Origin of the sequence: Streptomyces sp. NBC_00414, from assembly GCF_036038375.1 — a bacterium.
Classification (GTDB): domain Bacteria; phylum Actinomycetota; class Actinomycetes; order Streptomycetales; family Streptomycetaceae; genus Streptomyces.
This window is the reverse complement of the sequence record NZ_CP107935.1, coordinates 6979139-7004058: the sequence shown is the minus strand read 5'-3', so window position 1 is coordinate 7004058 and position 24920 is coordinate 6979139. Positions and strand designations below refer to the sequence as shown.

The window sequence follows — 24920 nt, the reverse complement described above, 5'->3', positions numbered from 1 at the left end:
GGGTCCGGCACCCTCGTACGAACGACCGACGATCAAGGAGTAGGCACGCGTGTCCCCTCTCTTCCCGGCCCTGACCGAGGCACTGGCGGACCCGGACGGCACCGCCGCGCACCGGTCGGCCCTGCGTTTCGGCGACCGTTCCCTGACCTACGGCGAACTCGCGGCGACCGCCGCCCCGCTGGCGGCCCGCGTCGGCGAGGCGGGCCGGATCGCGGTGTGGGCCACGCCCACCCTGGAGACCGCCGTCGCCGTGGTCGCCGCCCTGCTGGCAGGTGTACCCGCCGTGCCGCTCAACCCGAAGTCGGGCGGGAGCGAGCTGGGGCACATCGTGGCGGACAGCGCGCCTGCCCTGGTGCTCGCGGCCCCGGGTGCCCAACTCCCGCCCGCGCTGGCGGAGTTGGAGCGCGTCGACATCGAGGTCGGCACGGAGACCGGCGCAAGCGCCCCGCGACCGGCGGCGCCCACCGCTCCCCGCGAGCCGGACCTCGCCCCGGAGGCTCCCGCCCTCGTCGTCTACACCTCCGGCACCACCGGCCCGCCGAAGGGCGCCGTCATCCCCCGCCGGGCCGTCGCCACCACCCTGGACGCCCTCGCGGACGCCTGGCAGTGGACCGGCGACGACGTCCTCGTGCACGGCCTGCCCCTCTTCCATGTGCACGGTCTGATCCTGGGCATCCTCGGCCCGCTGCGCCGCGGCGGATCCGTACGGCACCTCGGCCGCTTCGAGACGGCCGGTGTGACACGGGAGTTGAGCGGCGGCGCCACGATGCTGTTCGGGGTGCCGACGATGTACCACCGGATCGCGGAGGCCCTGCCCGACGACCCGGCGCTCGCGAAGGCGCTGGCGCGGGCCCGGCTGCTGGTGTCGGGCTCCGCGGCTCTGCCGGTGCACGACCACGAGCGGATCGCGGAGGCGACGGGCCGGCGGGTCGTCGAGCGGTACGGGATGACCGAGACGCTCATGAACACCAGCGTCCGCGCGGACGGCGAGCCCCGCGCGGGCACGGTCGGCGTGCCGTTGCCGGGCGTCGAGCTGCGGCTGACGGAGGAGGACGGCACGACGGCCCTGGAGGCGTACGACGGGGAGACCGTGGGCGAGATCCAGGTCCGCGGGCCGAACCTCTTCACCGAGTACCTGAACCGGCCCGACGCGACGGCGGCGGCCTTCACCGAGGACGGCTGGTTCCGCACCGGTGACATGGCGGTGCGCGACCCCGACGGGTACGTGCGCATCGTCGGCCGCAAGGCCACCGACCTCATCAAGAGCGGCGGCTACAAGATCGGGGCGGGTGAGATCGAGAACGCCCTCCTGGAGCACCCGGGCGTACGGGAGGCCGCGGTCACGGGCGAGCCGGACGCCGATCTCGGTGAGCGGATCGTGGCGTGGATCGTGCCCGCCGACCCCCAGTTGCCGCCGTCCGCCGACGAGTTGGCGGACCACGTGGCCGGCCGTCTCGCGCCCCACAAGCGGCCTCGTGTCGTCCACTACCTCGGCGCGCTGCCCCGCAACGACATGGGCAAGATCATGAAGCGCGCGCTGGCCCATGACTGAGGCACCCGGGCCACCCGGGACGGCTGAGGCACCTGGGGCGGCCGGGGCGGCTCAGGTCGGCTCCCGGCGGTTCACGGCCCGCGAGGCGATCGGCCTCGTCTCCACCGGCTTCACGGAACTGCCCGCCCCGGCCCCCTCTCCGCCGGGCCCGTACGGGCCGGACGGCCCCCTGTCCTGGCAGGGGTACGACGCCTCGCGCGCCCGGGCCGCGGACCGCACCGGCGAGGAGGAGTCCGTCGTCTGCGGCACCGCCACCGTCAGCGGCAACGACGGCGGCACGACCCCGGCCGTGCTGATCTCCTTCGAGTTCGGGTTCCTCGGCGGCTCGCTGGGCGAACGCACGGGCGACCGTCTTGAGGCCGCGCACACCTACGCCCGCGCACACCGTCTGCCGGTCGTCTCCCTCGTCGCGACGGGCGGCAGCCGGATGCAGGAGGGCATGCGCGCACTGGTCCAACTCCAGCGCGTGGCGCGGCAGTCGACGCTCACGCGTGCGGCCGGTCTCCCCCAGATCGCCGTGCTGCGCGACCCGACGACGGGTGGCGGCTGGGCCACCCTGGGCGCGGGCGCCGATGTGATCCTCGCCCTGCCGGGTGCGCAGGTGGGCTTCGCGGGCTCACGGGTCCGGCCGCCCGACGCGGACCCGGCCGCGTACACGGCCGAGGCGCAGTCGGCGGCGGGGGCGGTCGACGCGGTGGTGCCCGAGCGGGAACTGCCGGACGCGTTGGCGCTCTGGCTGCGGCTCCTGAGCGACCCGTCGGCGGACCCCGTGCCACCGCCCCGGGCACTGGGCGACGCCGGCCTCCCGGCCACCGGCCGGGAGGCCGTGCGCAACGCCCGGTCCCCGCACCGCCCCCGCGCCCAGGTCTACTTGGACGCCTTCTTCGCCCACCGTGCGGCGATCAGCGGTGACCGTTGCGGCGGTACCGACGAGGGCATGCTCTGCGGTTTCGGCGTCCGGGCGGAGGACGGCCGTACGGTCGCGTACGCGGCCCAGACCGGCACCGCCACGCGCCCCGCCGGCTATCGCACCGCCGCCCGGCTGGTCCGGCTCGCCGACCGGCTCCGTATCCCCGTGCTGACCCTGGTGGACACCCCGGGTGCCGCCAACGACGCGGCGGCGGAGCGGCAGGGCGCGGGGGCGGCGATCGCGGACCTGTTCGGGGCGGTGGCCGCGGCGGAGACCCCTGTCACCACGCTGGTGATCGGGGAGGGCGGCTCGGGCGGCGCGCTGGCTCTCGCGGCCCCGGCCAACACATGGGTCACGCCGGACAGTTACTTCTCGGTCATCGCCCCCGAGTCGGCGGCCTCCATCCTCAAGCGTCCGGCCGAAGAGGTACGGGCCACCGCCGACCAACTCCGCATCCGGCCGCAGGACCTGGTCGAACTGGGTGTCGTGCGCGGCATCGTGGAGCGGGGGCGGTGAACCGCGGTCTACCGCACGCCCACCGCCCGGATGATCTCCTGGGTCACCGAGCCGCCGCGGTCGTCGGCCGCCGAGGCCCGCAGCGACACGTGTCGTGCGTCTCGGGGCGGGCTCAGCGTTCCCTGCCAGGCGGCCTCGCCGGCGCTGGAGAGCCGGACCGTCCGCCAGGACCTGCCGTCGTCGTAGGAGACTTCGAGGCTTGTCCGGCCGAGGGTTCCGGGGGACCGGTTGTCGGGTGTCGGCTGCGGGTCGACCGTGGCTGGGCGCGCGGTTCCCCGCGCCCCTGGGTCGCTGCGCTCCCCCGCGCCCGCCACGTACGAGGCGCTGATGCCGATGGGCAGGCGGCTGCCGCCCCGTACCTCGCCCGCCAGGTCCGTGTCGATGTCGAAGCCCAGGTTGAGCAGCGGGAGGGTCGTCCAGCGGTCGGCCGGGGTGGCCGCCGACCTGAAGGTCCACTCGGAGCGGCCCTTCACGGCGAGCTTCCAGCGGTCCGCGTCCAGGGCCGTGTCCGTGACGACCTTGTACGTGTGCTCGTCGGCGGGCGCGTCCCAGACGTACGCGCCGGAGCCGGTCCGCCGGTCGACGAGTTCCCCGTCGAGGTACACCTCGGTGGACTGCGTCATGCCGGTGCTCTCGTCCCACACGTTGCCGAAGCCGGTGTGGTCGGGCCCGGAGTCGCCCCAGCCGGGGACGTTGAACTGCAGTGTCGCGCCCGAGCGCTGCTGCCCCCAGCCGAGGCCGGAGCCGAGCCACGGGTGCCATACCGGCCGGAACCAGTCGAGGTCCTGGTGCGCGCCCCCGCGGTAGCGGACGAGCCCGCTGCGCTCCTCCAGATCCCCGGCGCCCGCGTTGACGGACTCGTGCCACAGCTGGCCGGGACCGGTGGACACGTAGTCGGTGCGCTCGGCCGGGAAGTCGGCCCGCTCCTGGAAGCCGATCCCGACGGGGAACGAGTCGTCGGTGAGCGAGTACCGGAACTCACTGCCGGAGACGGGCTTCACCGCATGGAACTTCGTGTCCAGCACGGCGAGTTGGCGGCGCGAGGGCTCATAGGTGAGGTCCCGCGCCGGGATGCTCCCCTTGTGCCCCTCCGAAAGGTCGTACGTGTAGGGCGTGTTGCGCGTGCCGTTGGTCTCGGCCTTCCCCGCCGACCGGAGCCGCGCCGCGTCCGCCGCGTTGACGGTGGCGATCTGGATCGGCCGGTCCGCGTTGTCGTCGGTGCCGAACCAGGCGTTGAGCCGGCCCGGTACGCCGTCCGTCACGAACAGCGCCTCGGCGCCCGCGTCCTGGGCGGCCTGCGCGATGTCCGAGGGCACCGCGCCCTCCTTCATCCGGACGAGCACGGCCTTGCCCCGCACGTCCTTGCCGCCGTACTCCCCTGTTCCGACATCGACGAGCGGCAGCTTGCGGCGGCCCTCGGCGAGCGTGCCTCCGGGCTGCGCCACGGCCTCGCCGATGCCCTTGACCTCCAGCACCGGCTTCCCGAGCCGCCACACGGTCCGGTACTCGAAGCTGCCCTTGGTCACCTTCGCCGTGGGCGCCGCGAAGACGCTGTCGTACTTGACCGGCACCTGGACCGCGCCGAACAGGTCCGAGCCGTTCGCCGCCCGGTCGTACTCCATGAGCAGCTGCCGGGTCTGCGTACGCCGGTCGACGCGGGCCGCGATCTCCCGCAACCGGCTTCCGTCCAGGGTGACTTCGCGGTCCCGGTCGAGGTCGATCTCGGGCGCCGCGAGGAAGCCGAGCCCCAGCGAGTCGGCGCCATGGCTGCCGCGTACGTCGAGGAAGGTGTTCAGGCTGTACGTGCCCGGCGGGAGCCGCAGCTCGACCGTGCCCGTGTCACCGACGTGCTCCGGGAACGGGTCGATACCCTCGGCCAGTCGCTGCACCACGAGGTCGGCGGCGGTGGCGGCTCCGTCCCGGTCCTTGACGTGGACGGTGAGTGTGTACCGCTCCTCCTCCTTGACCAGGCCGAACGCGGTGTGCGCGACGGGCGTGCCGTCCGCCGTCGAGGCCACGATCCGCCCAGTGGTGTTGCCGACCGGGGCCTTGTCGCCGTCCCCGGTGACGGTCGTGGAGGCGGTGCCGTGCGCGGGCACGGTCAGTGCGGAGTCGGCGAGTGTCGCGACCCCGTCGGGCGCGCCCCGCACGGTCAGGTCCAACTCGGCCGGCGTGTCGCCCGAGTTGGTGTAGGTGACGGTCCTGGTGACAGGCTCGTTCGACTCGTAGGGCCAGCGGTGGTAGCCCAGATCGGCGCTTCCGGTGGCCGTGACCCCGGCCTTCAGCGCCCCGGGCACGCTGACCCGTCCGGCGCCCAGCACGTAGGCGGACGCGTCCAGTTGCTTCGACGTCGACATCAGCGCGTCCTTGAGCCGCGCGCCGGTCCAGTCGGGGTGCCGTTCGGCGAGGAGCGCGGCCACGCCCGCGACATGGGGTGTCGCCATCGACGTACCGCTCATGGCGGTGTAGTCGCCGCTGCCGGCGGAGAGCCGGGAGCGGGCGGCGAGGATGTCGACGCCCGGTGCGGACAGGTCGGGCTTGAGGGCGTGGTCGCCGTGGCGCGGGCCCGCGCTGGTGAAGTACGCGGCCTGGTCCGCGGAGTCGACCGCGCCGACGGTCAGCGCGGAGTCGGCGGCGCCGGGCGAGCCGATGGACGAGGGGGCGCCGGTGTTGCCCGCGGCGACGACGAAGAGCGCGCCGGTCTCCTTCGTGAGCGTCTCGACGGCCTGGGCCATGGGGTCGGTGCCGTCGCTGGGCTCCGTCGAACCGAGGCTCATGGAGACGACCGTGGCGCCGACGTCCCGCGCGGCCCATTCCATGCCCGCGATGATCTGCGACTCGCTGCCCGAGCCCTGGTCGCCGAGCACCTTTCCGACGGCGAGGGTGGCGCCGGGTGCGACCCCCTTCTCCCGGCCGCCGGACGCGGCGCCGCTGCCGCCGACGGTCGAAGTGACGTGTGTGCCATGGCCGTTGCGGTCGGCAACCTCTTCACCCTCGATGAAACTCCTCGTCACGGAGACCCGCCCGGCGAGATCGGGATGGCCTGCATCCACCCCCGTGTCCAGTACCGCGACGGTGACGCCCTTGCCGGTCAGCCCCGCCTCCCAGGCCTCGGGCGTACCGATCTGGGCGTTGCTTTCGGCCATCTCCGCGCGGACCCGCCCGTCGAGCCAGACCTTGTCGATCCCGGCCCCGTCGGTCCCGTCCCTGCCGAGCCGGTCTTCACCGAGCCCGTCCTGCCGGGTGAGGGCCCGCCAGAACGCCCGGCCCTTGTCGGCCTCGACGGCGGCCCCGCGGATGCTCGGCAGCGCGCGCGTCCGCTCGGCGCCACGCGGAGTCGCCACCCGCGCGCCCTTCTCGTACGTGACGATCAGCGGCGGTCCGTCCGCCCGCCGGTCGGTGAGCCCCTGGCGTATCAGCCCGCTCACGTCGAACAGCCGCCGGTCGAGGGTGCCCGCCCGCAGATACGGCAGCGCCTCGTCGGGTACGACGGTCAGGGCGCCGTTCGCCGTCCGGGTGCGGACCGCTCCGGTCGCCCCCTTCGCCCGTTCGACGGTCACCGTCCGTCTGCCGCCGCCGAGTTCGGTGACGGTCACCCGGTCGCCGGTGACGAGGGTGACGGTGTGGGCGGCGGACGCGGCGCGGGTGCCGGGCCGGGTGCCGGTGTCCTGTGCGCCGGCCCCGCCCGCGGGAAGCAGGGCGAGCACGAGCCCGGCCGACGCGAGCGCCGCCCCGCGTCCCGCGGATCCTCTGGTGATCATCCGTGCCCCTCGTCTCTGATCGTCCCGGACCGCCTCGGACCGCCTCGGACCGCCTCGGACGGTCCGGTGCTTCTCGGGCCGGGGTGTCGTCCGGGTGGTGCGGGGGTGCTGCGAAGAGTGTCGGGTGGCCGGTGTTGCGGTGGCGCCGACGGAACCTGGCGGGAAGCTGCCCTGGCGGTTTTCCGCCACAGGAACGGTGAACGACCGGTGGAAACCGCGACAGCGCCAAGTACCGTCCGTGACAATGAGAGTGGTCACCGGTGACGGACTACGGGGGTTCTGGCGCGCAATGGATGGATTAGTGGAGTTCAAGACGGACGACGGGGCCGTGATCGTCGTCGAGGGAGCCGAGGACGAGTCCGGCTCCCGTCTGGTGGCACGCGGGGACGGCACGGTCCAGGCGGCCCGTACGTTCGAAGGCTCGCTGGAGGGAGCGAGGGCTGCCGCGGAGTCCGCGCTCCGGGTCTTCCGGGACGGTTCGCTGAGGCCCGACTCCGTGGAGATCGAGTTCGGGGTCAGACTCACGGCGGAGGCAGGCGCGTTGATCGCCAAGAGTGCCGTCGAAGGCCACCTGCTGGTCAAGCTCTCCTGGTCGCCCGAGCGGCCGGACGGCGCCCCGCGGCCCGCCAACGCTCCCCCCGCGTCCGCCCCCGCATCCCCGGAGACCACCCCGCGCCCATGAGCAGCGCTTCCTGGCACGCGAGAATCAGCTGCGGACGGGACACCGGCGCCGGCTTCCTGGTCACCGAGCAGCACGTCCTGACCTGCGCCCATGTCGTGGCGCGCAGTGACACCGAAGCGGTCGCGGTGTCCTTCGCGCACGGCGGCTACGAGGAGGTCCCCGCCCGGGTGGTCGCGCACGGCGGCTGGGACGGCCGCGAGACCGACCCGGGCGATCTGGCCGTACTGGAGCTGGACCGGCCGGTGCCGATGAAGCCAGCGGAGTTCGCGACACCCACCGACGCCTACGGTGAACCGCCGCGCAGGCTCCTCGCCTACGGCTTCCCGAAGCGGTACGACGAGGGCACTTTCGCCGAATACCGGGCCACCGCCGAGCAGTTGATCGCCGGGGAGTGGGTCCAGCTGGAGTCATGGGCCGCGCACGGCCAGTCGCTCGCACCGGGGTTCAGCGGCGCGGCGGTGACCCTCGCGGACACCGGCCGGGTCGTGGGCATGGTCTCGGCCGCCGCCCGCAGCCCCGAGATCCGTAACGGCCGGATGCTCCCTTCCCAGGTCATGGCCCGCTACTGGCCCCGCCTGGCGGACCTCATCCCGACCCCGGAGTACGGCCAAGGGGAAAAGGGACACCTCAGACTCCTGCTGGCACGTCTGCAGTTCCCCGTCCCGGAACACAGCCCCGAACGGCTGTACCAGGACGCCGTCGGCCCCCTGGGCCCCCCGCTCCCGCCCCACCGCTTCACCTCCCTGTGGGACGCGGCCTGGTACCTCCTCTCAGAGGTACAGGACCCGGCAGCGGTCACCCGCTTCACCACCCGCCTCGCCGACTTCGTGGACGACACCCCCACCCGCACCGCCCTGCGCGCCTGGCCCGCGGCCCCCCGGGCCCACCGCCCCGACCCGACGCCGAAGCCCCGCCCCGAAACCGGCGGAGCCGACCCGCACACCTGGTCGCCGATCCTCGTGGAGATCGCCCCCAGCGGCTCCGGCGACGGCCGGTTCCTGGTGGAGGTGTCCGCGTACAACGGCGGACACCGCAGAGTGGTGGGCTCGCGCCGACTTCCCGTGGAGCGGGTCCGCCCCTACACACTGGAGCGGATCGACGAGGCCTACCACGAACTGGAGCCGGGAGCACAAGAGCTGATCGCCTTCGTGCTGCCGCGCCGCTGGCTCAACGCGGACGTGGCGCACTGGAAGCGCAGCGCGGACGACGACAGTCCGCTCGGCTCCTTCGCACCGCTCGTCGTGATGGACCTGGAACGGCGGCGCAGCGGGGGTCTGCAGCACAAACTCCGGCAGAAGTGGCAGCACCTGGACGCGCGGCCGACGGCACGGCTGCACCGTATCGACTGCTGGTCGGTCGGCCAGGACCAGGTGAAACTGACCATCGGACTGCGCCGCGACGCCGACATGGTGGGCTTCGCCACGCCGCCGCGCGCGGACCGGGTGCGGCGGCTGTTCCAGGCGAGCCTGAACGCGGCGGTGCCGGTGATGCTGTGGCCGCGCACCGGCTGCCGGGGCGAGCACCGGTGCGGGGAGTCGGCCGACTGCCGGGGGTCGGCGTTCCTGGACCGCCTCGCCGAACACCTGGCGAACCTGCCGATCCGTGAACTGCCGCGTCATGTGCATGAGTTGCGCGAGACCGCGTACGCCTCCGACGCGCCGGAGCCGCATTGGGCGTACGACCTGGCCCTGCTGTGGGAGGACCCCGAATGCCTGCCTGATCCCGTCGGCTACCTGCACAGCCCGGTCGGCTGACCACTGAGCCGACCACTGAACAGATCACCGAAGCACCGGAACACGTTCGGAGAGACCATGTCCCTGTGGCCCGTCTACACGGGTGCGAGCGAGCCGCACGACGGCATCGCCGAGCTGCCCGCGCCGCCGCCCTGGCGCGACTTCGACGGCGGTCCGGAGCTGACGACGCCCGCCGAGGACGACGACGCGTCGGCCACGTCCCCGGACCGGCGGCACCGCGCCCGCACCTACCGCGCCACGGACCGTGCCGTCCAGCTCGTCAACGCGGCCCTCTATCTGCGCCGGCCCCTCCTGGTGACGGGCCCGCCGGGCAGCGGCAAGTCGAGCCTGGCGTACGCGGTGGCACGGGAGTTGCGGCTCGGTCCCGTCCTGCGCTGGAACGTCACCAGTCGCACCACACTGCACGACGGGCTCTACCAGTACGACCCGCTGTCCCGCCTGTACGCGGCCGCACGCGACGTCCGGCCCGGCGGCGAGGCCCCGTCCGGCCCGGTGCTCCCGACGGACAGCGAGCTCCAGGACCATCTGCGGCTCGGCCCGCTCGGCACGGCGCTCCTCCCGTACGGCCGGCCGCGCACCCTGCTGATCGACGAGATCGACAAGAGCGACCTGGACCTGCCGAACGACCTCCTCAACATCCTGGAGGAGGGCCAGTACGAGATCCCCGAGCTGGTCCGCTCCGCCCGGCACACCCCTGCGGCCGAGGTCATGATCGACGGCACGGACGAGCGGGTCGAGGTCACGCGCGGCCGGGTCCGCTGCCGGGCCTTCCCCTTCGTGGTCCTCACCAGCAACGGCGAACGCGAGTTCCCGCCCGCCTTCCTGCGCCGCTGTGTCCGCCTCGAACTCCACCAGCCCCGCGCCGCCCACCTGGAGCACATCGTCCGCGCCCACCTGGGCGAGCCCGACGCGTACGCCCGCGACCTGATCGAACGCTTCCTGGACCGCGGGACGGAGGGGGAGCTGGCCACGGACCAGCTGCTCAACGCGATCTACCTCACGGGGGTGGCGGGGCTCGACGCGTCGTCGCGCGACGAGCTGGCCGAGCAGCTGATGCCGTATCTGAGCCGCACGGGAGAGGAACCGGATGCGTTCTGACGCCGGCGCGGACGGACGGACCGGTGCGGGTGCCGCGCTCCTCGCCGGCGTACTCGCACAGGCATCCGGCGGACCGGAACCGACCTCCGTCGAACTGGCCGAACTGCTGTGGCTGGCCCAGCACATGCCACCCCCCGAGCCCCCGACACACACCCGCCCCACGCCGTTCCCCGACACGGACCGCCCGCACCCTGCCGCCCCGCTCACCCCCACCCACCCGAAGGACGCGGGGAACGGCGCGACAAGCCCTCACCGCCCCGCGCCCGAGACACCACCCCGCCCCAGCCACCCCGACGGCCGCATCCCCCTGCGCCTCCCCGGCCGGCCCACCCCGGAGGGGCCAGGCCCGGACGGCGGCCCGCCGAACACCACCCCCGGCGGCCCCTACACATCGCTCCTGGCCCCCGCCCCACCGATGCTCCCCCACCCCCTGAAGCTCCAGCGCGCCCTCCGCCCCCTCAAGCGAAGCGTCCCCGCCCCGGTCGGGCAGGAGCTGGACGAGGCGGCGACCGCCCACCGCATCGCCCGGCTCGGCGCCGCACCCCAGTGGTGGCTGCCCGTGCTGCGCCCCATGACCGAGCGCTGGCTGACGCTGCATCTCGTGCACGACACCGGTCCGACGATGCCCGTCTGGCGACCGCTCGTGCGCGAACTGCACGCGGCGCTCGCGCAGTCGGGCGTCTTCCGCACGGTGGAACTGCACCGGCTGGAGGCCGACGGCGCGGTACGCCGGCCCGGCTCGCAGGAGTCGTTCGCCGACGGCCGCACGGTCACGCTCCTGATCAGTGACTGCATGGGGCCGCAGTGGCGGGACGGCCCGGCGGGCGCCCGCTGGTACACCACGCTGCGCCGCTGGTCGGCCCGGATGCCGGTGGCCCTGGTCCAGCCGCTGCCGGAACGCCTGTGGCGCACCACCGCGCTGCCGGCCACGACCGCGCGGATCACCGCGCCGGGCCCGGCGGCGCCCAACTCGGCGTACGACGTGGACTCGTACGCGCTGGAGGGCGTGCCGCACGGTGTGCTCCCCCTCCCCGTGCTCGAAGCCTCGGCTCCCTGGCTGGCGAACTGGTCGTCGCTGGTGGCGGGCGGCGGCCGACTGCCGGGCTCGGTGGGCCTGTTGGGCTCCGGCCCGCCCGCCGCGCCGGTCGACGAGAAGGGCCGCAGCGATGTCGAGAGGCTGTCCCCCGAGGAGCTGCTGCTGCGGTTCCGCTCCCTCGCCTCTCCGGAGGCCTTCCGGCTGGCCGGGCATCTGGCGGTGGGGCCACCGGAGTTGCCGGTGATGCGTCTCGTCCAGGCGGCGATCGAGAAGAACCCCCGGCCGCAGCACCTGGCCGAGGTGATTCTCAGCGGCGCGCTGGTCGCGGTCCCGGGGGCCGCCGGTTCGTACGTCTTCCGGCCGGGCGTACGGGAGCTGCTGCGGCGCACCCTGCCACGGTCCGCGTACAGCAGGACCTCCGAACTCCTTTCCCGGGTGGGCGCGTTGCTCGACGAGCGGGCCGGTCTGGCGGCCGGTGAGTTCCGCGTGCTCGCTCCGGGCGGCAAGGGCGCGGGAGGCGGCGGCGCCGGTGAGGAGGCCGTGGGCGAGCCGTTCGCGGTCGTGCGGGAGGAGTCCGTACGGCGGATGGGCGGGCCGCCCTCGAAGACCACCGCGGGACTCGTGCTCGGCAGATACCGGCTGCTACGCCGTCCGGGGCCGGGCAGGCGCGTGCTGGAGGCCCACGACACCCGGCTCGACCGGAAGGTCGCCGTGCACCGGTACACCGTCGCGCCGGAGCGGCAGCGGCGGTTCCTGACGGCCGCGCGGACCCTCGCGGGCGTGAAGCACCCGAATGTGCTCGCCGTGCACGACTACGGCGTCGAGGACGGCACCGCGTACCTGGTCACGGATTTCGTGGACGGAGTCACCGTCGCGGAACTCACCGCCGAGGGCGGCTTCCAGCTCCCCTTCACCCTGCTCGCACCCCTGGCACACCAGGTCGTGCAAGGTCTCAAGGCGATGCACGGACACGGTGTCGTACACGGCGGACTCACCCCCCACAGTCTGCTGCTGCGTCCGGACGGCGCCGTGCAGATCACGTCCTTCGCGCCGGGAGCGGACGACGTGCGGGGCGAGTCGAAGGATCTGGAGGACCTCGGACACCTGCTGCGCGAGCTGGCCGAGGGAGAGCCGCCCGGTGAACTCGGCGGTGTTCCGGGTGAGTTCCGGTCGCGGTTCGACGACGCCGTCCGGCCTCTCGTCGCCGCGGACCTGGCGACCCAGCGCCGCGGCAGGGACCTGTTCCTGACCCCGTCCTTCTCCCGGCTGCTGGACGCCGTCACCGCGCACCGGTACCACTATCGGCTGCTGGGTCCCGTACGGATCAGTCAGGGGCGCCGGACCCTGCCCGTCAGCTCCCCGCGTGAGCAGGCCCTGCTCAGCATGCTGCTCCTCCGGCACGGCCGGACGGTGACGCACGACGAACTGACGGCCGGCCTGTGGGGACAGCGCCCGCCACAGCGCGCCGCACGCCTCCTGGCCACCTGTGCGGACGGACTGCGCGACACCCTCGGACCCGGGGTCGTGGCCACCACCGCCGACGGCTACGCCGTGTACGCGGCCCCGCACACCATCGACGTGAACCGCTGCCAGGAACTGATCGCGCGAGCGAAGTCCTCCCGGGACGCCGGAGACCCGGCCGGGGCCCGCGAGGCCGTCCAGCACGCGCTCGACCTGTGGGGCGGCCATCCCGTCGACGAGGTTCCCGGGCCCGCCGCGGAGACGACCCGCACCCGGCTGCGCGCCCTCCGGCTCACCCTGTGCGTCACCCGCGCCGAACTCGACCTGGAACTTGGCCTGTTCGAGCGCGCGGCCACCGACCTCGGCGAACTGCTCCGCTTCCACCCCGAGCGCGAGGACTTCCGCCGCCTGCACATCCTCGCTCTCAAGGGCCAGGGCCGCATCGCCGAGGCCATCGAGTCGTACGAGGTGTACGAGGAGTTGCAGGACCGGCAGTTCAGCGAGCCGAACCCCACCCTGCTGGAGCTGTACCGCGAACTGCGTGCCGCCCCCGACGACAGCCGGCCGACCGTCACCATGGAGTGCCCGGACCCCGGCGACCACCGGGGGGCCCACAGCACGCTCTCGCACACCATGTCCTGGCTGCTCTCGCTGAGCGGCCTGACCTCCGACCAGTACGACATGCAGGCCGTCGACAACGGCTACCTCGTGTCCACCGCACCCGGCACGTCCGTACTCAACGTGCTGAACGCGACGCTGCGCGATCTGCCGGACATACTCCTGGAGGTGCCGGACCCGCCCAGGATCCGGCTGACGTTCTGGCACACCGCGCGGCCTCCCCGTACCGCTCTCCCGTCCGCTCTGGAGCAGTCGGACATCGCCGTCGTCCTCTCCCCCGTCCTCTACGAGGAGCTCACGAGCGGTGATGTCCCGGTCGGCCCGGTCCACTTCCGGCCGCTGCGCCCGCCGTCGGGCGACGGACCGCCCCTCGCCTGGTACTGCCGGCTGGAGATCCCGGACCGTGTACCGGACCTCCCGCCCGGACGGCGCGACCTGGTACGCGGCCCGTTCAGCACCCGCCGCCGGGTGTCGATCCCCCTGCCCGAACCCGGTCGCACCGCCGTGGTCCTCCAGCCCCCCGACGGCTCACCGGCCCTCTTCGACCCCGACGGGTTCACCGGTACGCCCGCCTCGGGGCCCCGCCTCACGTACTACGAGGTCGACCTCACCACCCACCGGGCCGCCCACGAGCTGTCCCTGCCCAGCTCCCGCGGTGGCGCCTTCGCCGCGTCCGTCGAGCTGTCCTGGCACGTGGACGACCCGGTGGCCTTCGTGCACGGCGAGACCGCCAACGTCTCCGAGCGCCTCCTCGACCATCTGCTCAGGGAAGCGGGCCGCGTCACCCGCCGCCACCCGCTCCAGCGTGCGGGGGCGGCGCAGCACGCGGTGCACAGCGGGCTGCGCACGTGGCCGGTGCCCGGGCTCTCCGTGGCGTGCTCGGTGCGGCTGACGCCCGACAGCCCTCCTGAACCCGCCCCGCAGCCCGCCCCGCGATCCCCCCGCCGGTTCGAACCCGCCCGGCGGCCAGAGTCCGCCCGACCGTCCGAGTCCGCCCGGCAGCCCGTCCCCCGGTCGACCGGACCGGCCGCCCGGCGCCCGGTCGACGACCCGGCCACGGCCCTGCTGGACAGCCCCTGCGTGCTCATCGGCTTCGACGGCCCCCTCGCCCGCCTCCACACGAGCGACGCCGAGAAGCAGGCCCTCCGGGAACTCACCGCGCTCCTCACCGAGCTGCGCGACCCCGAGGCCGCTCTGAGGGGCGATCCGCTCCTCCCCGGGGGCGGCCCCGTCAATCCGCTGGAGGGGCGCTCGACCCCCCTCGACCTGCTGCGCGCCTTCGCCGGCCATCCGCTGGGAGCGGACCTGCGCCGGCGGCTCAACCGGATCGAGGAGCGGGCCGCGTCGACCGCGGCGTCCACCCCCTTCTCCGACTCCATGATCACCACGCTCAGCTCGCTCGGGCGGCGCATTGCCGTCGTCGCGGACAACGCGCCGAGCGCCGTGTGGAGGTATCTGCAGTCCCACGGCCGGCTGACCGGCCTGGTGACCGGCGGAGTGCACGGCCGCGCGGACGACCTGACCCTGCTGATGCCGGATCCCGACTGCCTCCTGCGAGCCCTGGAGCACCTCGGCGCCACACCGAAGGACGCCGTACTGGTCGGCTCGTCGGTCGCCGAACTGACCGCGGCGAAGGCGGCCGGTCTGCGCTTCCTCGGCTACACCCGCTCCGAAGGACACCGGCAGCGCCTCGTCCGCGCGGGCTGCGAGCTGACCACGGCCTCGTGGGCCCCTCTCCTCCGGTCCCTCCCCAACACCTGAGCCGCTCCCGCCGCCTGAGCGCCGCCCGCCCGATGGCCTGTCCGCCGCCGACCGGCATCCGGCCGTCTGCCACCTGTCCGAAGACCACCCGTCCAGCGGCACCCCGCCCGGCCCACCCCGAAAGGCGACACCCCGTCAGTTCCCGCACGATGCGTAGGGAGGACCGCCACCCGGTGGAGTCCCAGGTCTGCGCTCTCGGGAGGACCCGCCATGACCGCCAGTCTGGAGCAGTTGCGCCGCTGCCATTTCGCCGTCGACCTGGGAGCGGCCAGGACCCGTGTCTTCGTGAAGGGGGCCGGGCTGGTCGTCGACCAGCCCAGCGTCGCCGCGGTGAACACGAGGACCGGCGCCCTGATCGCGGTCGGTGAGTTCGCCGAGAAGATGACGGGCCGCACCCCCCACTACATCCGTGTCGTACGCCCCGTCTCCGGCGGCACGGTCGTCGACATCGAGATGGCCCAGCGCATGCTGCGCCAGCTCCTCGGCGACAAGGTCCGCCGCGCCCTGCGCCGCAAGCCCCTGCTCCGGGCCGCCGCCTGCACCCCGCACGACTCCGACCCGCTGGCCCAGCGCGCCACGATCGAGACGCTCGTCGGCCTCGGCGCCCGGCGCGTCGAGCTGGTCGACACGCTCATCGCCGCCGGAGTCGGCTGCGGACTGCCCGTGGAACGCCCCGAGGCCACCATGATCATGGTGTGCGGGGCCGCCGCCACCCAGGTCGCCGTGCTGTCGCTCGGCTCGATCGTCACCGCCGAACGCATCCCCGTGGGCGGCGAGGCCATCGACCACGCGATCGTCCAGCACCTGCGCCACCACCACGAGTTGATGCTCCCCTCGCAGTCCGTACGCCCCCTGCAGCTCGCCCTCTCCGGCAACGGCCTCACCTCGCAGGGGCCGACGTCCACCGAGATCCACGGCCGGGACGTGGCCACCGGCCTCGCCCGTTCCGTACAGGTCGACACCGCCGCCGTGCGCGACGCCATCCAGACCCCGCTGACCGCCGTGCTCGACGGCATCGGCAAGGTGCTGCGCGCCTGCCCGCCGGACCTGGTGGCCGACCTGGTGGACCGCGGGATCATGATGGTCGGCGGGAGCGCGCTGCTGCCGGGCCTCGACCAGATGCTGCGGCAGGCGACGGGGATGCCGGTGCACATCGCCGAACGGCCCGACGTGTGCGCGGTCCTCGGCCTCGGCGCGATGCTGGAGGGCAGGATCGAGCCGCTGGTCCTCGACTCGACAGCCGGCTGACCGCCCGCACGGAACGGCAGGCACGAACCCCAGAGCCCCGCCACCACCCATGCCAGAACCCACGGACCCCCCGAACCCCACGGGCCCCACGGCTTCCGAGGACCACTCGGAGTCCCCGGGACCGTCGGGGCCGTCAGAGCCCCAGGACTCCCACGGCCTCTCCCTCCCACTCCCCCGCCTGCTCGAAGCCGTCCTCGGTGTCGGCAGCGATCTCGAACTGCGCGGCACGCTGCAGCGCATCGTGGAGAACGCGGCCGCGCTGACCGGTGCCCGGTACGCGGCGCTGAGCGTGCTCGCCCCGGGCGACAGCGGCCTGGCGGAGTTCTGCACGGCCGGGCTGACGGAGTCCGAGCGGGCACGTATCGAGCGTCCGCCCAGCGGGCGCCGGGGCCTGCTCGGCGCGGTCGTCCACGAGTCCGCGCCGCTCAGGCTCACCGACCTGACCGCCGACCCGCGCTCGTGCGGCGTCCCGCCCGGCCATCCGGAGATGCACAGCTTCCTCGGCGTCCCCCTGCTCGTACAGGACGAGGTGTACGGCAACCTCTACCTCACCGAGAAGCGCGGTGGCCCCTTCACCGCCGAGGACGAGCAGGTGACACGTCTGCTGGCCGCGCAGGCGGGCATCGCGATCGAGAACGCCCGCCTGTACGAGACGGCCCGCCGGCGGGAGCGCTGGATCGAGGGCGCGGCGGCCGTGACGACGGCGCTGCTCGCCGGCGAGGCGGCGGCCGACGCGCTGATGACGGTCGCCGAGCGCGCCCGCGTCCTCGCCGACGCGTCGGCGGGGGTGATCCTCCAGCCGACGGACGAGGGCGGCATGGAGATCGTCACGGCGTCGGCGCCGGACGGCCGGGGCGGCCTGGTCGGTACGACGATCGCGCCGGGCAGCGCGGTCCTTGAACAACTGCTCGGCGGCGAGCCGGTGTTCCTCGACGACTCGGCGACCGACGCGCGTATGACGACCCCGGTACGGCACCGGTTCGGGCCGAGCATGATGCTGCCGCTGCAGGCCGGGGGCCGGCTCATCGGCACCCTCGCCCTCCCGCGCCGGCGCGGCGATCCCCCGTACAGCCCCGCCGAGAAGCTGCTGGCCACGCAGTTCGCCTCGCAGGCCGCTCTGGCGCTGGTGCTGGCCGACGCGCAGCAGCGCCGGGAGCGCCTCGCCGTCTTCGAGGACCGCGACCGGATCGCCCGTGACCTGCACGACCTGGTCGTCCAGCGGCTCTTCGCCACCGGCATGATGCTGGAGTCCACACAGCGCCGTACGGCCGCGGAGGAGCGGGACGCGGAGGTCCACGCGACGCTCGGCCGGGCCGTCGACGAACTCAGGTCGACCGTCCAGGAGGTCCGTACGGCGATCTTCGCCCTGCAGCAGCCGCCCGCGGACGCCCCGACGAGCTTCCGGGGCAAGGTGCTCCGCGAGACGGCGGGCGCGGCGGCGGTCCTCGGCGTCCAGCCGTCGGTCCAGTTCACCGGACCCGTCGACACCCGTATCCCGGACGCGGTGGCAGGACACCTCCTCAGCGCCCTCAGAGGCGCCCTCGCCACCGCGTCACGCCGCTCCGGGACGACCAGGGTCGGGGTCACGGTCGACGCGACGGTGCGGCTGCCGGACGGCCGCCCGGGGGTACGCCTCAAGGTGTCCGCCGACGACGGGACGGACGGCCCCGCGGGCGACACGGCAGAGGGCACGGCGGACGGCTCCGGCCGGCGGGAGGCCACGACGACCTGGCAGGCCCCCCTTTGACCGTCGGTCACGTCGACTGCGCGTGAGCGCCGGCCACCGGGTCATGGGCTCGTCGTTCGCGCGAATGTGCCCCCGAACGGAGCAAGGCCGTCCTGGGGGCACCGATCAGCCGTGCCTTCCCGCAGTGGACGCGCGTGCGCCGAACGGCGTGGAGTTCGGCGCCTCGCCGCCGACCCGGCCCACGGATCCGGGCGACGCGAGGGCCGCGCGCGGAGGGCCGGTCCGAGGGGCTCAGCCCCGCACGACTCATGCCCGATGTGCCCGAAGGCGTCGCCGCAGAGTGGTCCCGTCAATCATGAAACCGTGATCGAGGAGGGCCTCCAGGAGCCCTCAACTCGCCCGATCCTCCAGCGAAGTTGCTGGTCAGATCGTTTCTCCACGCGTAGCGCTGGTGGGGCGGGTGGGACTCGAACCCACGGCCGGCGGATTATGAGTCCGCTGCTCTAACCGGCTGAGCTACCGCCCCATTACGGCGCGTCGCGCACATGTGTGCGCGCCGTCTGCCGCAGCATAGCCGCTCATACGATCTCCTGCTTCGGATGGTCGACTTCGCCTGCCCTCAAGGACCCCACCTGGGACGCAGCGGTTCCCGCGGGCATGAAAAAGGACCCCGATGGGGTCCATGGGGTCCTGATTCTCAGTGCTCTCCCGACTGGACTCGAACCAGTAACCTGCCGGTTAACAGCCGGCTGCTCTGCCAATTGAGCTACGGAAGATCGAAGCTCCCCCGACTGGACTCGAACCAGTAACCTGCCGGTTAACAGCCGGCTGCTCTGCCAATTGAGCTACAGGGGATTGCCTCGTTTGCATCGAACGTAGCTCCCTGGGTATTCGCCAGAGGGCGTGCGCTCGCTGCGACACATACATTAGCGCAAGCAGGGGGGTGCTCCGCCAATCGGTAACCCGCCTGCAACCGACGCCGCCGCAAACAACCGACTCACAAGAGGAAGGGTGGCCCCAATGCGCTACCGGCTCACGTTCGTCGTCGGACTGGCTCTGGGATACGTGCTCGGCACACGGGCCGGGCGCGAGCGCTACGAACAGCTCAGGAAGACCGCCCGGCAGGTCTCGCAGAACCCGGCGGTGCGCAACACCGCCGAGTCGGCGGCCCAGCAGGGCCGGCAGTTCGCGGGCAAGGCGTACCACGTGGTGAGCGAGAAGGTCGGTGACCGGGTTCCCGACTCGGTCTCCGAGCGGGTGCGCTCCCTGCGTGAGCGCAACGCGAACGGCACCCGCACCGAGGACGACTGGGGCACGAGCAACACCTAGCCGCCCTCTCCGGCCCGGGATCGGTCCCCCCACCCGAAGGGCGCGGGGCTGTGACATTTGCGGCTCCGCCGCGCGGGCGCGACCAGCCACGACGGAGCCGCAGACGAAGGACGACAGGCACCCCGACGACGCCCACGGCCCGAGCCGGCGCGGCGATACGGCAGAATTTCCGCCATGGGGATAGTCGCCGGGCTGGACAGTTCGCCCGATTTCACACGCATCGTCGTCTGCGACGCGGACAGCGGAGCCGTACTCCGGCAGGGGTATGCCCCGCATCCGATGGACGGCCCTGCAGAGGGCTCCCGGCCCTCGGACGTCGACCCGCAGGCCTGGCTGCTCTCCCTGGGCGAGGCCGCGGGCGGCGGGCTCCTGGAGGGCGTTCAGGCCATCGGCGTGTCCGCACAGCAGAACGGGCTCGTCCCCGTAGACAGCCAGGGGAACACCATCCGCCCGGCGATGGTCGGCGGGGACAAGCGTGCCCAGGTCGCCGCCGCCGATCTCGTGGACGCGCTCGGCGGGCGGGAGGCCTGGGCGCAGGCCGTGGGATCGGTGCCGCAGGCCGCGCAGCCCGTGACGAAGCTGCGCTGGCTCGCGAGGACCGAACCCGAGGCGGCGGCGCGCACCGCGTCACTGCTCCAGGCGCACGACTGGCTGGTGTGGCAGCTGCTCGGCAGGCCCGCACGGCGGACCACCGACCGGGGCGGCGCCTCCAGCACCGGCTACTGGTCGGCGGCGACCGGCGCGTACCGGCCGGATCTGGTGGAGCTGGCGCTCGGCCATCAGGCGTTGCTCCCCGATGTGCTCGGACCGTGGGAGGCCGCGGGCACGACGCCCGAGGGGCTGCTGATCTCGGCGGGTACGGGCGAGACGATGGCGGCGGCCTTCGGGCTCGGTATCGGCCTCGGGGACGCGGTGGTGTCGCTCGGCGCCTCCGGTTCCGTGATGGCCGTCCACCACGAGGCCCTGGTCGACTCCTCCGGAATGATCACCTCGCTCGCGGACGCGACCGGCATGCACCTGCCGGTCGTCACCACGCTCAATGCCGTACGGGCCCTGCGCGGGGCCGCCGAGCTGTTGGGCGTACCCGATCTGGAGGCCCTCTCCGACCTGGCGATGAAGTCGACCCCGGGCTCCCACGGGCTCGTCATGCTGCCGTACCTGGAGGGTGAGCGGACGCCGAATCTGCCGCACACGGCCGGCACGCTGGCCGGGCTGCGGCGGGAGTCGATGAAGCCCGAGCACCTGGCGCGGGCCGCCTTCGAGGGCATGCTGTGCGGTCTCGCCGACGCCCTGGACGTGCTGCGCAAGCGGGGCGTGGAGGTGCGGCGGATCTTCCTGCTCGGCCAGGCCGCGGAGCTGAGCGCGGTGCAGGCGTGCGCGCCCGCGCTGCTCGGTACGCAGATCGTGGTGCCGCAGCCCGCGGACTACGCGGCGATCGGCGCGGCCCGGCAGGCCGCCTGGGCGCTCGGTGTCCAGCAGGGCACGATCCAGCCGGGCCTGCCGCCCGTCTGGCAGGGCGCGGCGGCGCAGGTCCTGGAGCCGGGCGAGGAGCTGGCGGTGGGGCAGGCGGTGCGGCAGCAGTACGTGTCGGTGCGCAACCAGACGCACCCGGGAGCCTTCCGGTCCTGAGGGCGTCCGGGGGCGGCCTACGACTTCGGACCGAAACCTGGTCCGCTCTTGGACCTCTCTTGGGTTAATCAGTTGAGGTAACACCGGGGGAGTGTTCGACGATGGGGGCCAAGGGCAACCAACCGCCCCGCCGCCGACCCCGAGAGACCCAGCGTGCTCATAAGACTTCTGCGTACCTATCTCACGCCCTACAAGAAACCCATCGGCCTGCTCGTCCTGCTGCAGTTCCTGCAGACCTGCGCCACGCTCTTCCTGCCGACCCTGAACGCCGACATCATCGACAACGGTGTCGTGAAGGGCGACACGGGATACATCCTGTCCTTCGGCGCCCTGATGATCGGCATCTCGCTGGTGCAGGTCGTCTGCAACATCGGCGCCGTCTACTACGGCGCCCGTACGGCGTCCGCGGTCGGCCGCGACCTCCGGGCCGCCGTCTTCGACCGGGTGCAGTCGTTCTCCGCGCGTGAGCTGGGCCACTTCGGGGCGCCCTCCCTGATCACCCGCACGACGAACGACGTGCAGCAGGTGCAGATGCTCGCCCTGATGACGTTCACGCTGCTGGTGTCGGCGCCGATCATGTGTGTGGGCGGCATCGTGCTGGCGCTCGGCCTGGACGTGCCGCTGTCCGGGGTGCTGCTGGCCGTCGTACCGGTGCTCGGGATCTCGGTCGGTCTCATCGTGCGCCGGCTGAGGCCGCTGTTCCGGACGATGCAGGTGCGCCTCGACACGGTGAACCGGGTGCTGCGCGAGCAGATCACCGGCAACCGCGTCATCCGTGCCTTCGTGCGCGACTCGTACGAGGAGGAGCGCTTCCGGAAGGCCAACACCGACCTCACCGAGGTGTCGCTGGGGACCGGGCGGATGCTGGCGCTGATGTTCCCCATCGTCATGACGGTGGTGAACGTCTCGTCGATCGCGGTGGTGTGGTTCGGTGCCCACCGGATCGACAGCGGCGGGATGCAGATCGGCGCGCTGACCGCGTTCCTCGCCTATCTGATGCAGATCGTGATGTCCGTGATGATGGCCACCTTCATGTTCATGATGGTGCCGCGCGCGGAGGTCTGCGCCGAGCGCATCCAGGAGGTCCTGGAGACCTCCAGCAGCGTGGTCCCGCCGAAGGCTCCCGTCCTGGAGCTGCGGCGGCACGGTCATCTGGAGCTGCGCGGGGCGGGCTTCCGCTACCCGGGCGCCGAGGAGCCGGTGCTGAAGGCGGTCGACCTGGTGGCGCTGCCCGGCGAGACGACGGCCGTGATCGGTTCGACCGGCAGCGGCAAGTCGACCCTGCTCGGCCTGGTCCCCCGGCTGTTCGACGCCACCGACGGCGCGGCGCTGGTGGACGGGGTCGACGTACGCACGATCGAGCCCCGGCTGCTGGCGCGCACGGTGAGTCTCGTACCGCAGAAGCCGTATCTGTTCGCGGGCACCGTGGCCACCAATCTCCGGTACGGGAATCCGGACGCGACGGACGAGGAGCTGTGGCACGCGCTGGAGGTGGCGCAGGCCAAGGGCTTCGTGGAAGGGCTGGAGAACGGGCTCGACGCGACGATCGCGCAGGGCGGTACGAACGTGTCCGGCGGTCAGCGGCAGCGGCTCGCCATCGCCCGGACCCTCGTACAGCGTCCGGAGATCTATCTCTTCGACGACTCGTTCTCCGCGCTCGACTACGCGACGGACGCGGCGCTGCGTGCAGCGCTCGCGCGGGAGACCGCCGAGGCGACCGTGGTGATCGTCGCCCAGCGGGTGTCGACCATCCGCGACGCCGACCGGATCGTGGTCCTCGACGAGGGCCGGGTCGTCGGGACGGGCCGCCACCACGAGCTGATGGCGGACAACGAGACCTACCGGGAGATCGTGCTCTCGCAGCTGACGGAAGCGGAGGCAGCCTGATGGCCGGGCCCATGGGTCGCATGATGGCCGGGTCGGGACCCGACCAGCACTCGATGGATTTCAAGGGGTCCGGCAAACGGCTGCTGGCTCAGTTCAAACCACAACGCGCCACGCTGTACGTGATGCTCGCCGCCGTGGTCTGCAGTGTGGGGCTGTCGGTACTGGGGCCGAAGATCCTCGGCCGGGCCACCGACCTGGTCTTCGCCGGGGTCGTCGGGCGTGAGCTGCCCGCCGGGCAGACCAAGGCCGAGGCCCTCGCAGCGATGCGGGAGCGCGGCGAAGGCGGCATGGCCGACATGCTCTCGGGCACGGACTTCACGCCGGGGCAGGGCATCGACTTCGACGCGGTCGGTGAGGTGCTGGGGATCGCGCTGGTGGCGTTCCTGCTGGCCGGTCTGCTGATGGCGACGGCGACCCGGCTGGTGAACCGGGCCGTCAACCTGACCATGTACAAGATGCGCGAGGACGTGCAGACCAAGCTGTCGCGGCTGCCGCTGTCGTACTTCGACAAGCGTCAGCGCGGTGAGGTCCTCAGCCGCGCCACGAACGACATCGACAACATCGGGCAGACCCTCCAGCAGTCGATGGGCCAGCTGGTGAACTCGCTGCTGACCATCGTCGGCGTGCTGATCATGATGTTCTACGTGTCCTGGCTGCTCGCGCTCGTCGCGCTGGTCACCGTGCCGCTGTCGTTCGTCGTCGCGACCCGGGTGGGCAAGCGGTCGCAGCCGCACTTCGTGCAGCAGTGGCGGACCACCGGCAAGCTCAACGCGCACATCGAGGAGATGTACACCGGGCACAACCTGGTGAAGGTCTTCGGACGGCAGGACGAGTCGGCCGCGCAGTTCGCCGAGGAGAACGACAAGCTGTACGAGGCCGGGTTCCGGGCGCAGTTCAACAGCGGTGTCATGCAGCCGCTGATGATGTTCGTGTCGAACCTGAACTACGTGCTGGTGGCGGTGGTCGGCGGGCTGCGGGTCGCCTCCGGCTCCCTGTCGATCGGTGACGTGCAGGCCTTCATCCAGTACTCCCGGCAGTTCTCCATGCCGCTCACCCAGGTCGCCTCCATGGCGAACCTCGTCCAGTCCGGAGTCGCCTCGGCCGAGCGAATCTTCGAGCTGCTGGACGCCGAGGAGCAGGAGGCCGACCCGGTGACGGGGGCGCGTCCGAAGGAGCTGCGGGGCCGGGTCGCCCTGGAGGGCGTCTCCTTCCGGTACGACCCGGAGAAGCCGCTCATCGAGGACCTCTCGCTGTCGGTGGAGCCGGGCCACACGGTCGCGATCGTGGGCCCGACGGGCGCCGGCAAGACGACCCTGGTGAACCTGCTGATGCGGTTCTACGAGACCACGGGCGGGCGGATCACCCTCGACGGGGTCGACGTCGCCACGATGTCCCGCGACGAACTGCGCTCCTCCATCGGCATGGTGCTGCAGGACACCTGGCTGTTCGGGGGGACGATCGCGGAGAACATCGCGTACGGGGCCTCGTCCGAGGTCACGCGCGGGGAGATCGAGGAGGCCGCGCGGGCGGCCCACGCGGACCGCTTCGTGCGGACGCTGCCCGACGGGTACGACACCGTCATCGACGACGAGGGGTCCGGGGTCAGCGCGGGTGAGAAGCAGCTGATCACGATCGCGCGGGCGTTCCTGTCCGATCCGGTGATCCTCGTCCTCGACGAGGCGACGAGTTCCGTGGACACGCGCACCGAGGTGCTCATCCAGAAGGCGATGGCGAAGCTCGCGCACGGTCGTACGTCGTTCGTGATCGCTCACCGTCTGTCGACGATTCGCGATGCCGACACGATTCTCGTCATGGAGGACGGGGCGATCGTGGAGCAGGGGGCGCACGCGGAGCTGCTGGCGGCGGGTGGGGCGTACGCGCGCCTCTACCAGGCACAGTTCGCCCAGGCGGTGGTGGAGGTGGACTGACCTCCGTCACTGACTCGGGGGCCGGCCCCCGAACCCCCGGTCCTCAAACGCCGGACGGGCTAA

Annotated in this window: 13 protein-coding genes and 3 tRNA genes; 12 read left to right on the top strand and 4 right to left on the bottom strand. The window is 72.8% G+C overall.

The window, feature by feature from the left end; genetic code table 11:
* Nucleotides 1-49: 49 nt before the first annotated feature.
* Together OHS59_RS30410 and OHS59_RS30405 are read left to right on the top strand one after the other, a co-directional pair.
* Nucleotides 50-1552, top strand: coding sequence for an acyl-CoA synthetase (locus OHS59_RS30410; protein ID WP_328496538.1), 1503 nt, complete (start codon nucleotides 50-52; stop codon nucleotides 1550-1552).
* Nucleotides 1545-2978 carry a carboxyl transferase domain-containing protein gene (locus OHS59_RS30405; protein WP_328496537.1) on the top strand — a complete coding sequence of 478 codons (1434 nt, stop codon included), beginning with the start codon at nucleotides 1545-1547 and terminating at the stop codon, nucleotides 2976-2978. The genes OHS59_RS30410 and OHS59_RS30405 overlap by 8 nt, the downstream gene beginning before the upstream one ends.
* Nucleotides 2979-2986: 8 nt before the next feature.
* On the opposite strand, the gene OHS59_RS30400 is transcribed toward OHS59_RS30405, so the two are convergent.
* Nucleotides 2987-6739, bottom strand: coding sequence for a S8 family serine peptidase (locus tag OHS59_RS30400; protein ID WP_328496536.1), 3753 nt, complete (start codon nucleotides 6737-6739; stop codon nucleotides 2987-2989).
* Nucleotides 6740-7028: 289 nt separating this feature from the next.
* Between OHS59_RS30400 and OHS59_RS30395 the strand changes: the two genes are divergently transcribed.
* The 6 genes from OHS59_RS30395 (at nucleotide 7029) to OHS59_RS30370 (ending at nucleotide 18144) form a co-directional block, all read left to right on the top strand.
* Nucleotides 7029-7421, top strand: coding sequence for a CU044_2847 family protein (locus OHS59_RS30395; RefSeq protein WP_328496535.1), 393 nt, complete (start codon nucleotides 7029-7031; stop codon nucleotides 7419-7421).
* Nucleotides 7418-9175 carry a VMAP-C domain-containing protein gene (locus OHS59_RS30390; RefSeq protein WP_328496534.1) on the top strand — a complete coding sequence of 586 codons (1758 nt, stop codon included), beginning with the start codon at nucleotides 7418-7420 and terminating at the stop codon, nucleotides 9173-9175. Before OHS59_RS30395 ends, OHS59_RS30390 begins: the two co-directional genes overlap by 4 nt.
* A gap of 57 nt (nucleotides 9176-9232) precedes the next feature.
* Complete coding sequence (locus tag OHS59_RS30385) at nucleotides 9233-10273, top strand: AAA family ATPase (RefSeq protein WP_328496533.1); 1041 nt, start codon at nucleotides 9233-9235, stop codon at nucleotides 10271-10273.
* Nucleotides 10263-15149 carry an SAV_2336 N-terminal domain-related protein gene (locus tag OHS59_RS30380; RefSeq protein WP_328496532.1) on the top strand — a complete coding sequence of 1629 codons (4887 nt, stop codon included), beginning with the start codon at nucleotides 10263-10265 and terminating at the stop codon, nucleotides 15147-15149. The genes OHS59_RS30385 and OHS59_RS30380 overlap by 11 nt, the downstream gene beginning before the upstream one ends.
* Nucleotides 15150-15359: 210 nt before the next feature.
* Entirely contained in the window at nucleotides 15360-16397 is a 1038-nt protein-coding gene (locus OHS59_RS30375; RefSeq protein ID WP_328496531.1) for a rod shape-determining protein, read from the top strand.
* A gap of 49 nt (nucleotides 16398-16446) precedes the next feature.
* Nucleotides 16447-18144, top strand: a complete 1698-nt coding sequence (locus OHS59_RS30370) for a GAF domain-containing sensor histidine kinase (protein ID WP_328496530.1) — start codon at nucleotides 16447-16449, stop codon at nucleotides 18142-18144.
* Nucleotides 18145-18533: 389 nt separating this feature from the next.
* On the opposite strand, the gene OHS59_RS30365 is transcribed toward OHS59_RS30370, so the two are convergent.
* The 3 genes from OHS59_RS30365 to OHS59_RS30355 all read right to left on the bottom strand — a co-directional run bounded on the left by OHS59_RS30365 (nucleotide 18534) and on the right by OHS59_RS30355 (nucleotide 18939).
* A tRNA-Ile gene (locus OHS59_RS30365) sits at nucleotides 18534-18610 on the bottom strand.
* A gap of 177 nt (nucleotides 18611-18787) precedes the next feature.
* Nucleotides 18788-18860: transfer RNA gene (locus OHS59_RS30360), tRNA-Asn, on the bottom strand.
* A 6-nt stretch (nucleotides 18861-18866) separates the two neighbouring features.
* A tRNA-Asn gene (locus tag OHS59_RS30355) sits at nucleotides 18867-18939 on the bottom strand.
* 165 nt (nucleotides 18940-19104) lie between these two features.
* Between OHS59_RS30355 and OHS59_RS30350 the strand changes: the two genes are divergently transcribed.
* The 4 genes from OHS59_RS30350 (at nucleotide 19105) to OHS59_RS30335 (ending at nucleotide 24857) form a co-directional block, all read left to right on the top strand.
* Nucleotides 19105-19413 carry a YtxH domain-containing protein gene (locus OHS59_RS30350; RefSeq protein WP_328496529.1) on the top strand — a complete coding sequence of 103 codons (309 nt, stop codon included), beginning with the start codon at nucleotides 19105-19107 and terminating at the stop codon, nucleotides 19411-19413.
* A gap of 174 nt (nucleotides 19414-19587) precedes the next feature.
* Nucleotides 19588-21042, top strand: coding sequence for an FGGY family carbohydrate kinase (locus OHS59_RS30345; protein ID WP_328496528.1), 1455 nt, complete (start codon nucleotides 19588-19590; stop codon nucleotides 21040-21042).
* A gap of 153 nt (nucleotides 21043-21195) precedes the next feature.
* Nucleotides 21196-22929, top strand: a complete 1734-nt coding sequence (locus OHS59_RS30340; protein ID WP_328496527.1) for an ABC transporter ATP-binding protein — start codon at nucleotides 21196-21198, stop codon at nucleotides 22927-22929.
* The gene (locus tag OHS59_RS30335) at nucleotides 22929-24857 is read left to right on the top strand and encodes an ABC transporter ATP-binding protein (RefSeq protein ID WP_328496526.1); all 1929 of its coding nucleotides are present in this window, start codon (nucleotides 22929-22931) and stop codon (nucleotides 24855-24857) included. The genes OHS59_RS30340 and OHS59_RS30335 overlap by 1 nt, the downstream gene beginning before the upstream one ends.
* The last annotated feature ends 63 nt before the right edge of the window (nucleotides 24858-24920 follow it).

Coding starts and splice junctions, on each gene's coding strand:
- OHS59_RS30405 (WP_328496537.1), top strand. CDS start 1,545: ATGACTGAGGCACCCGGGCCACCCGGGACGGCTGAGGCACCTGGGGCG.
- OHS59_RS30400 (WP_328496536.1), bottom strand. CDS start 6,739: ATGATCACCAGAGGATCCGCGGGACGCGGGGCGGCGCTCGCGTCGGCC.
- OHS59_RS30395 (WP_328496535.1), top strand. CDS start 7,029: ATGGATGGATTAGTGGAGTTCAAGACGGACGACGGGGCCGTGATCGTC.
- OHS59_RS30390 (WP_328496534.1), top strand. CDS start 7,418: ATGAGCAGCGCTTCCTGGCACGCGAGAATCAGCTGCGGACGGGACACC.
- OHS59_RS30385 (WP_328496533.1), top strand. CDS start 9,233: ATGTCCCTGTGGCCCGTCTACACGGGTGCGAGCGAGCCGCACGACGGC.
- OHS59_RS30380 (WP_328496532.1), top strand. CDS start 10,263: ATGCGTTCTGACGCCGGCGCGGACGGACGGACCGGTGCGGGTGCCGCG.
- OHS59_RS30375 (WP_328496531.1), top strand. CDS start 15,360: ATGACCGCCAGTCTGGAGCAGTTGCGCCGCTGCCATTTCGCCGTCGAC.
- OHS59_RS30370 (WP_328496530.1), top strand. CDS start 16,447: ATGCCAGAACCCACGGACCCCCCGAACCCCACGGGCCCCACGGCTTCC.
- OHS59_RS30350 (WP_328496529.1), top strand. CDS start 19,105: ATGCGCTACCGGCTCACGTTCGTCGTCGGACTGGCTCTGGGATACGTG.
- OHS59_RS30345 (WP_328496528.1), top strand. CDS start 19,588: ATGGGGATAGTCGCCGGGCTGGACAGTTCGCCCGATTTCACACGCATC.
- OHS59_RS30335 (WP_328496526.1), top strand. CDS start 22,929: ATGGCCGGGCCCATGGGTCGCATGATGGCCGGGTCGGGACCCGACCAG.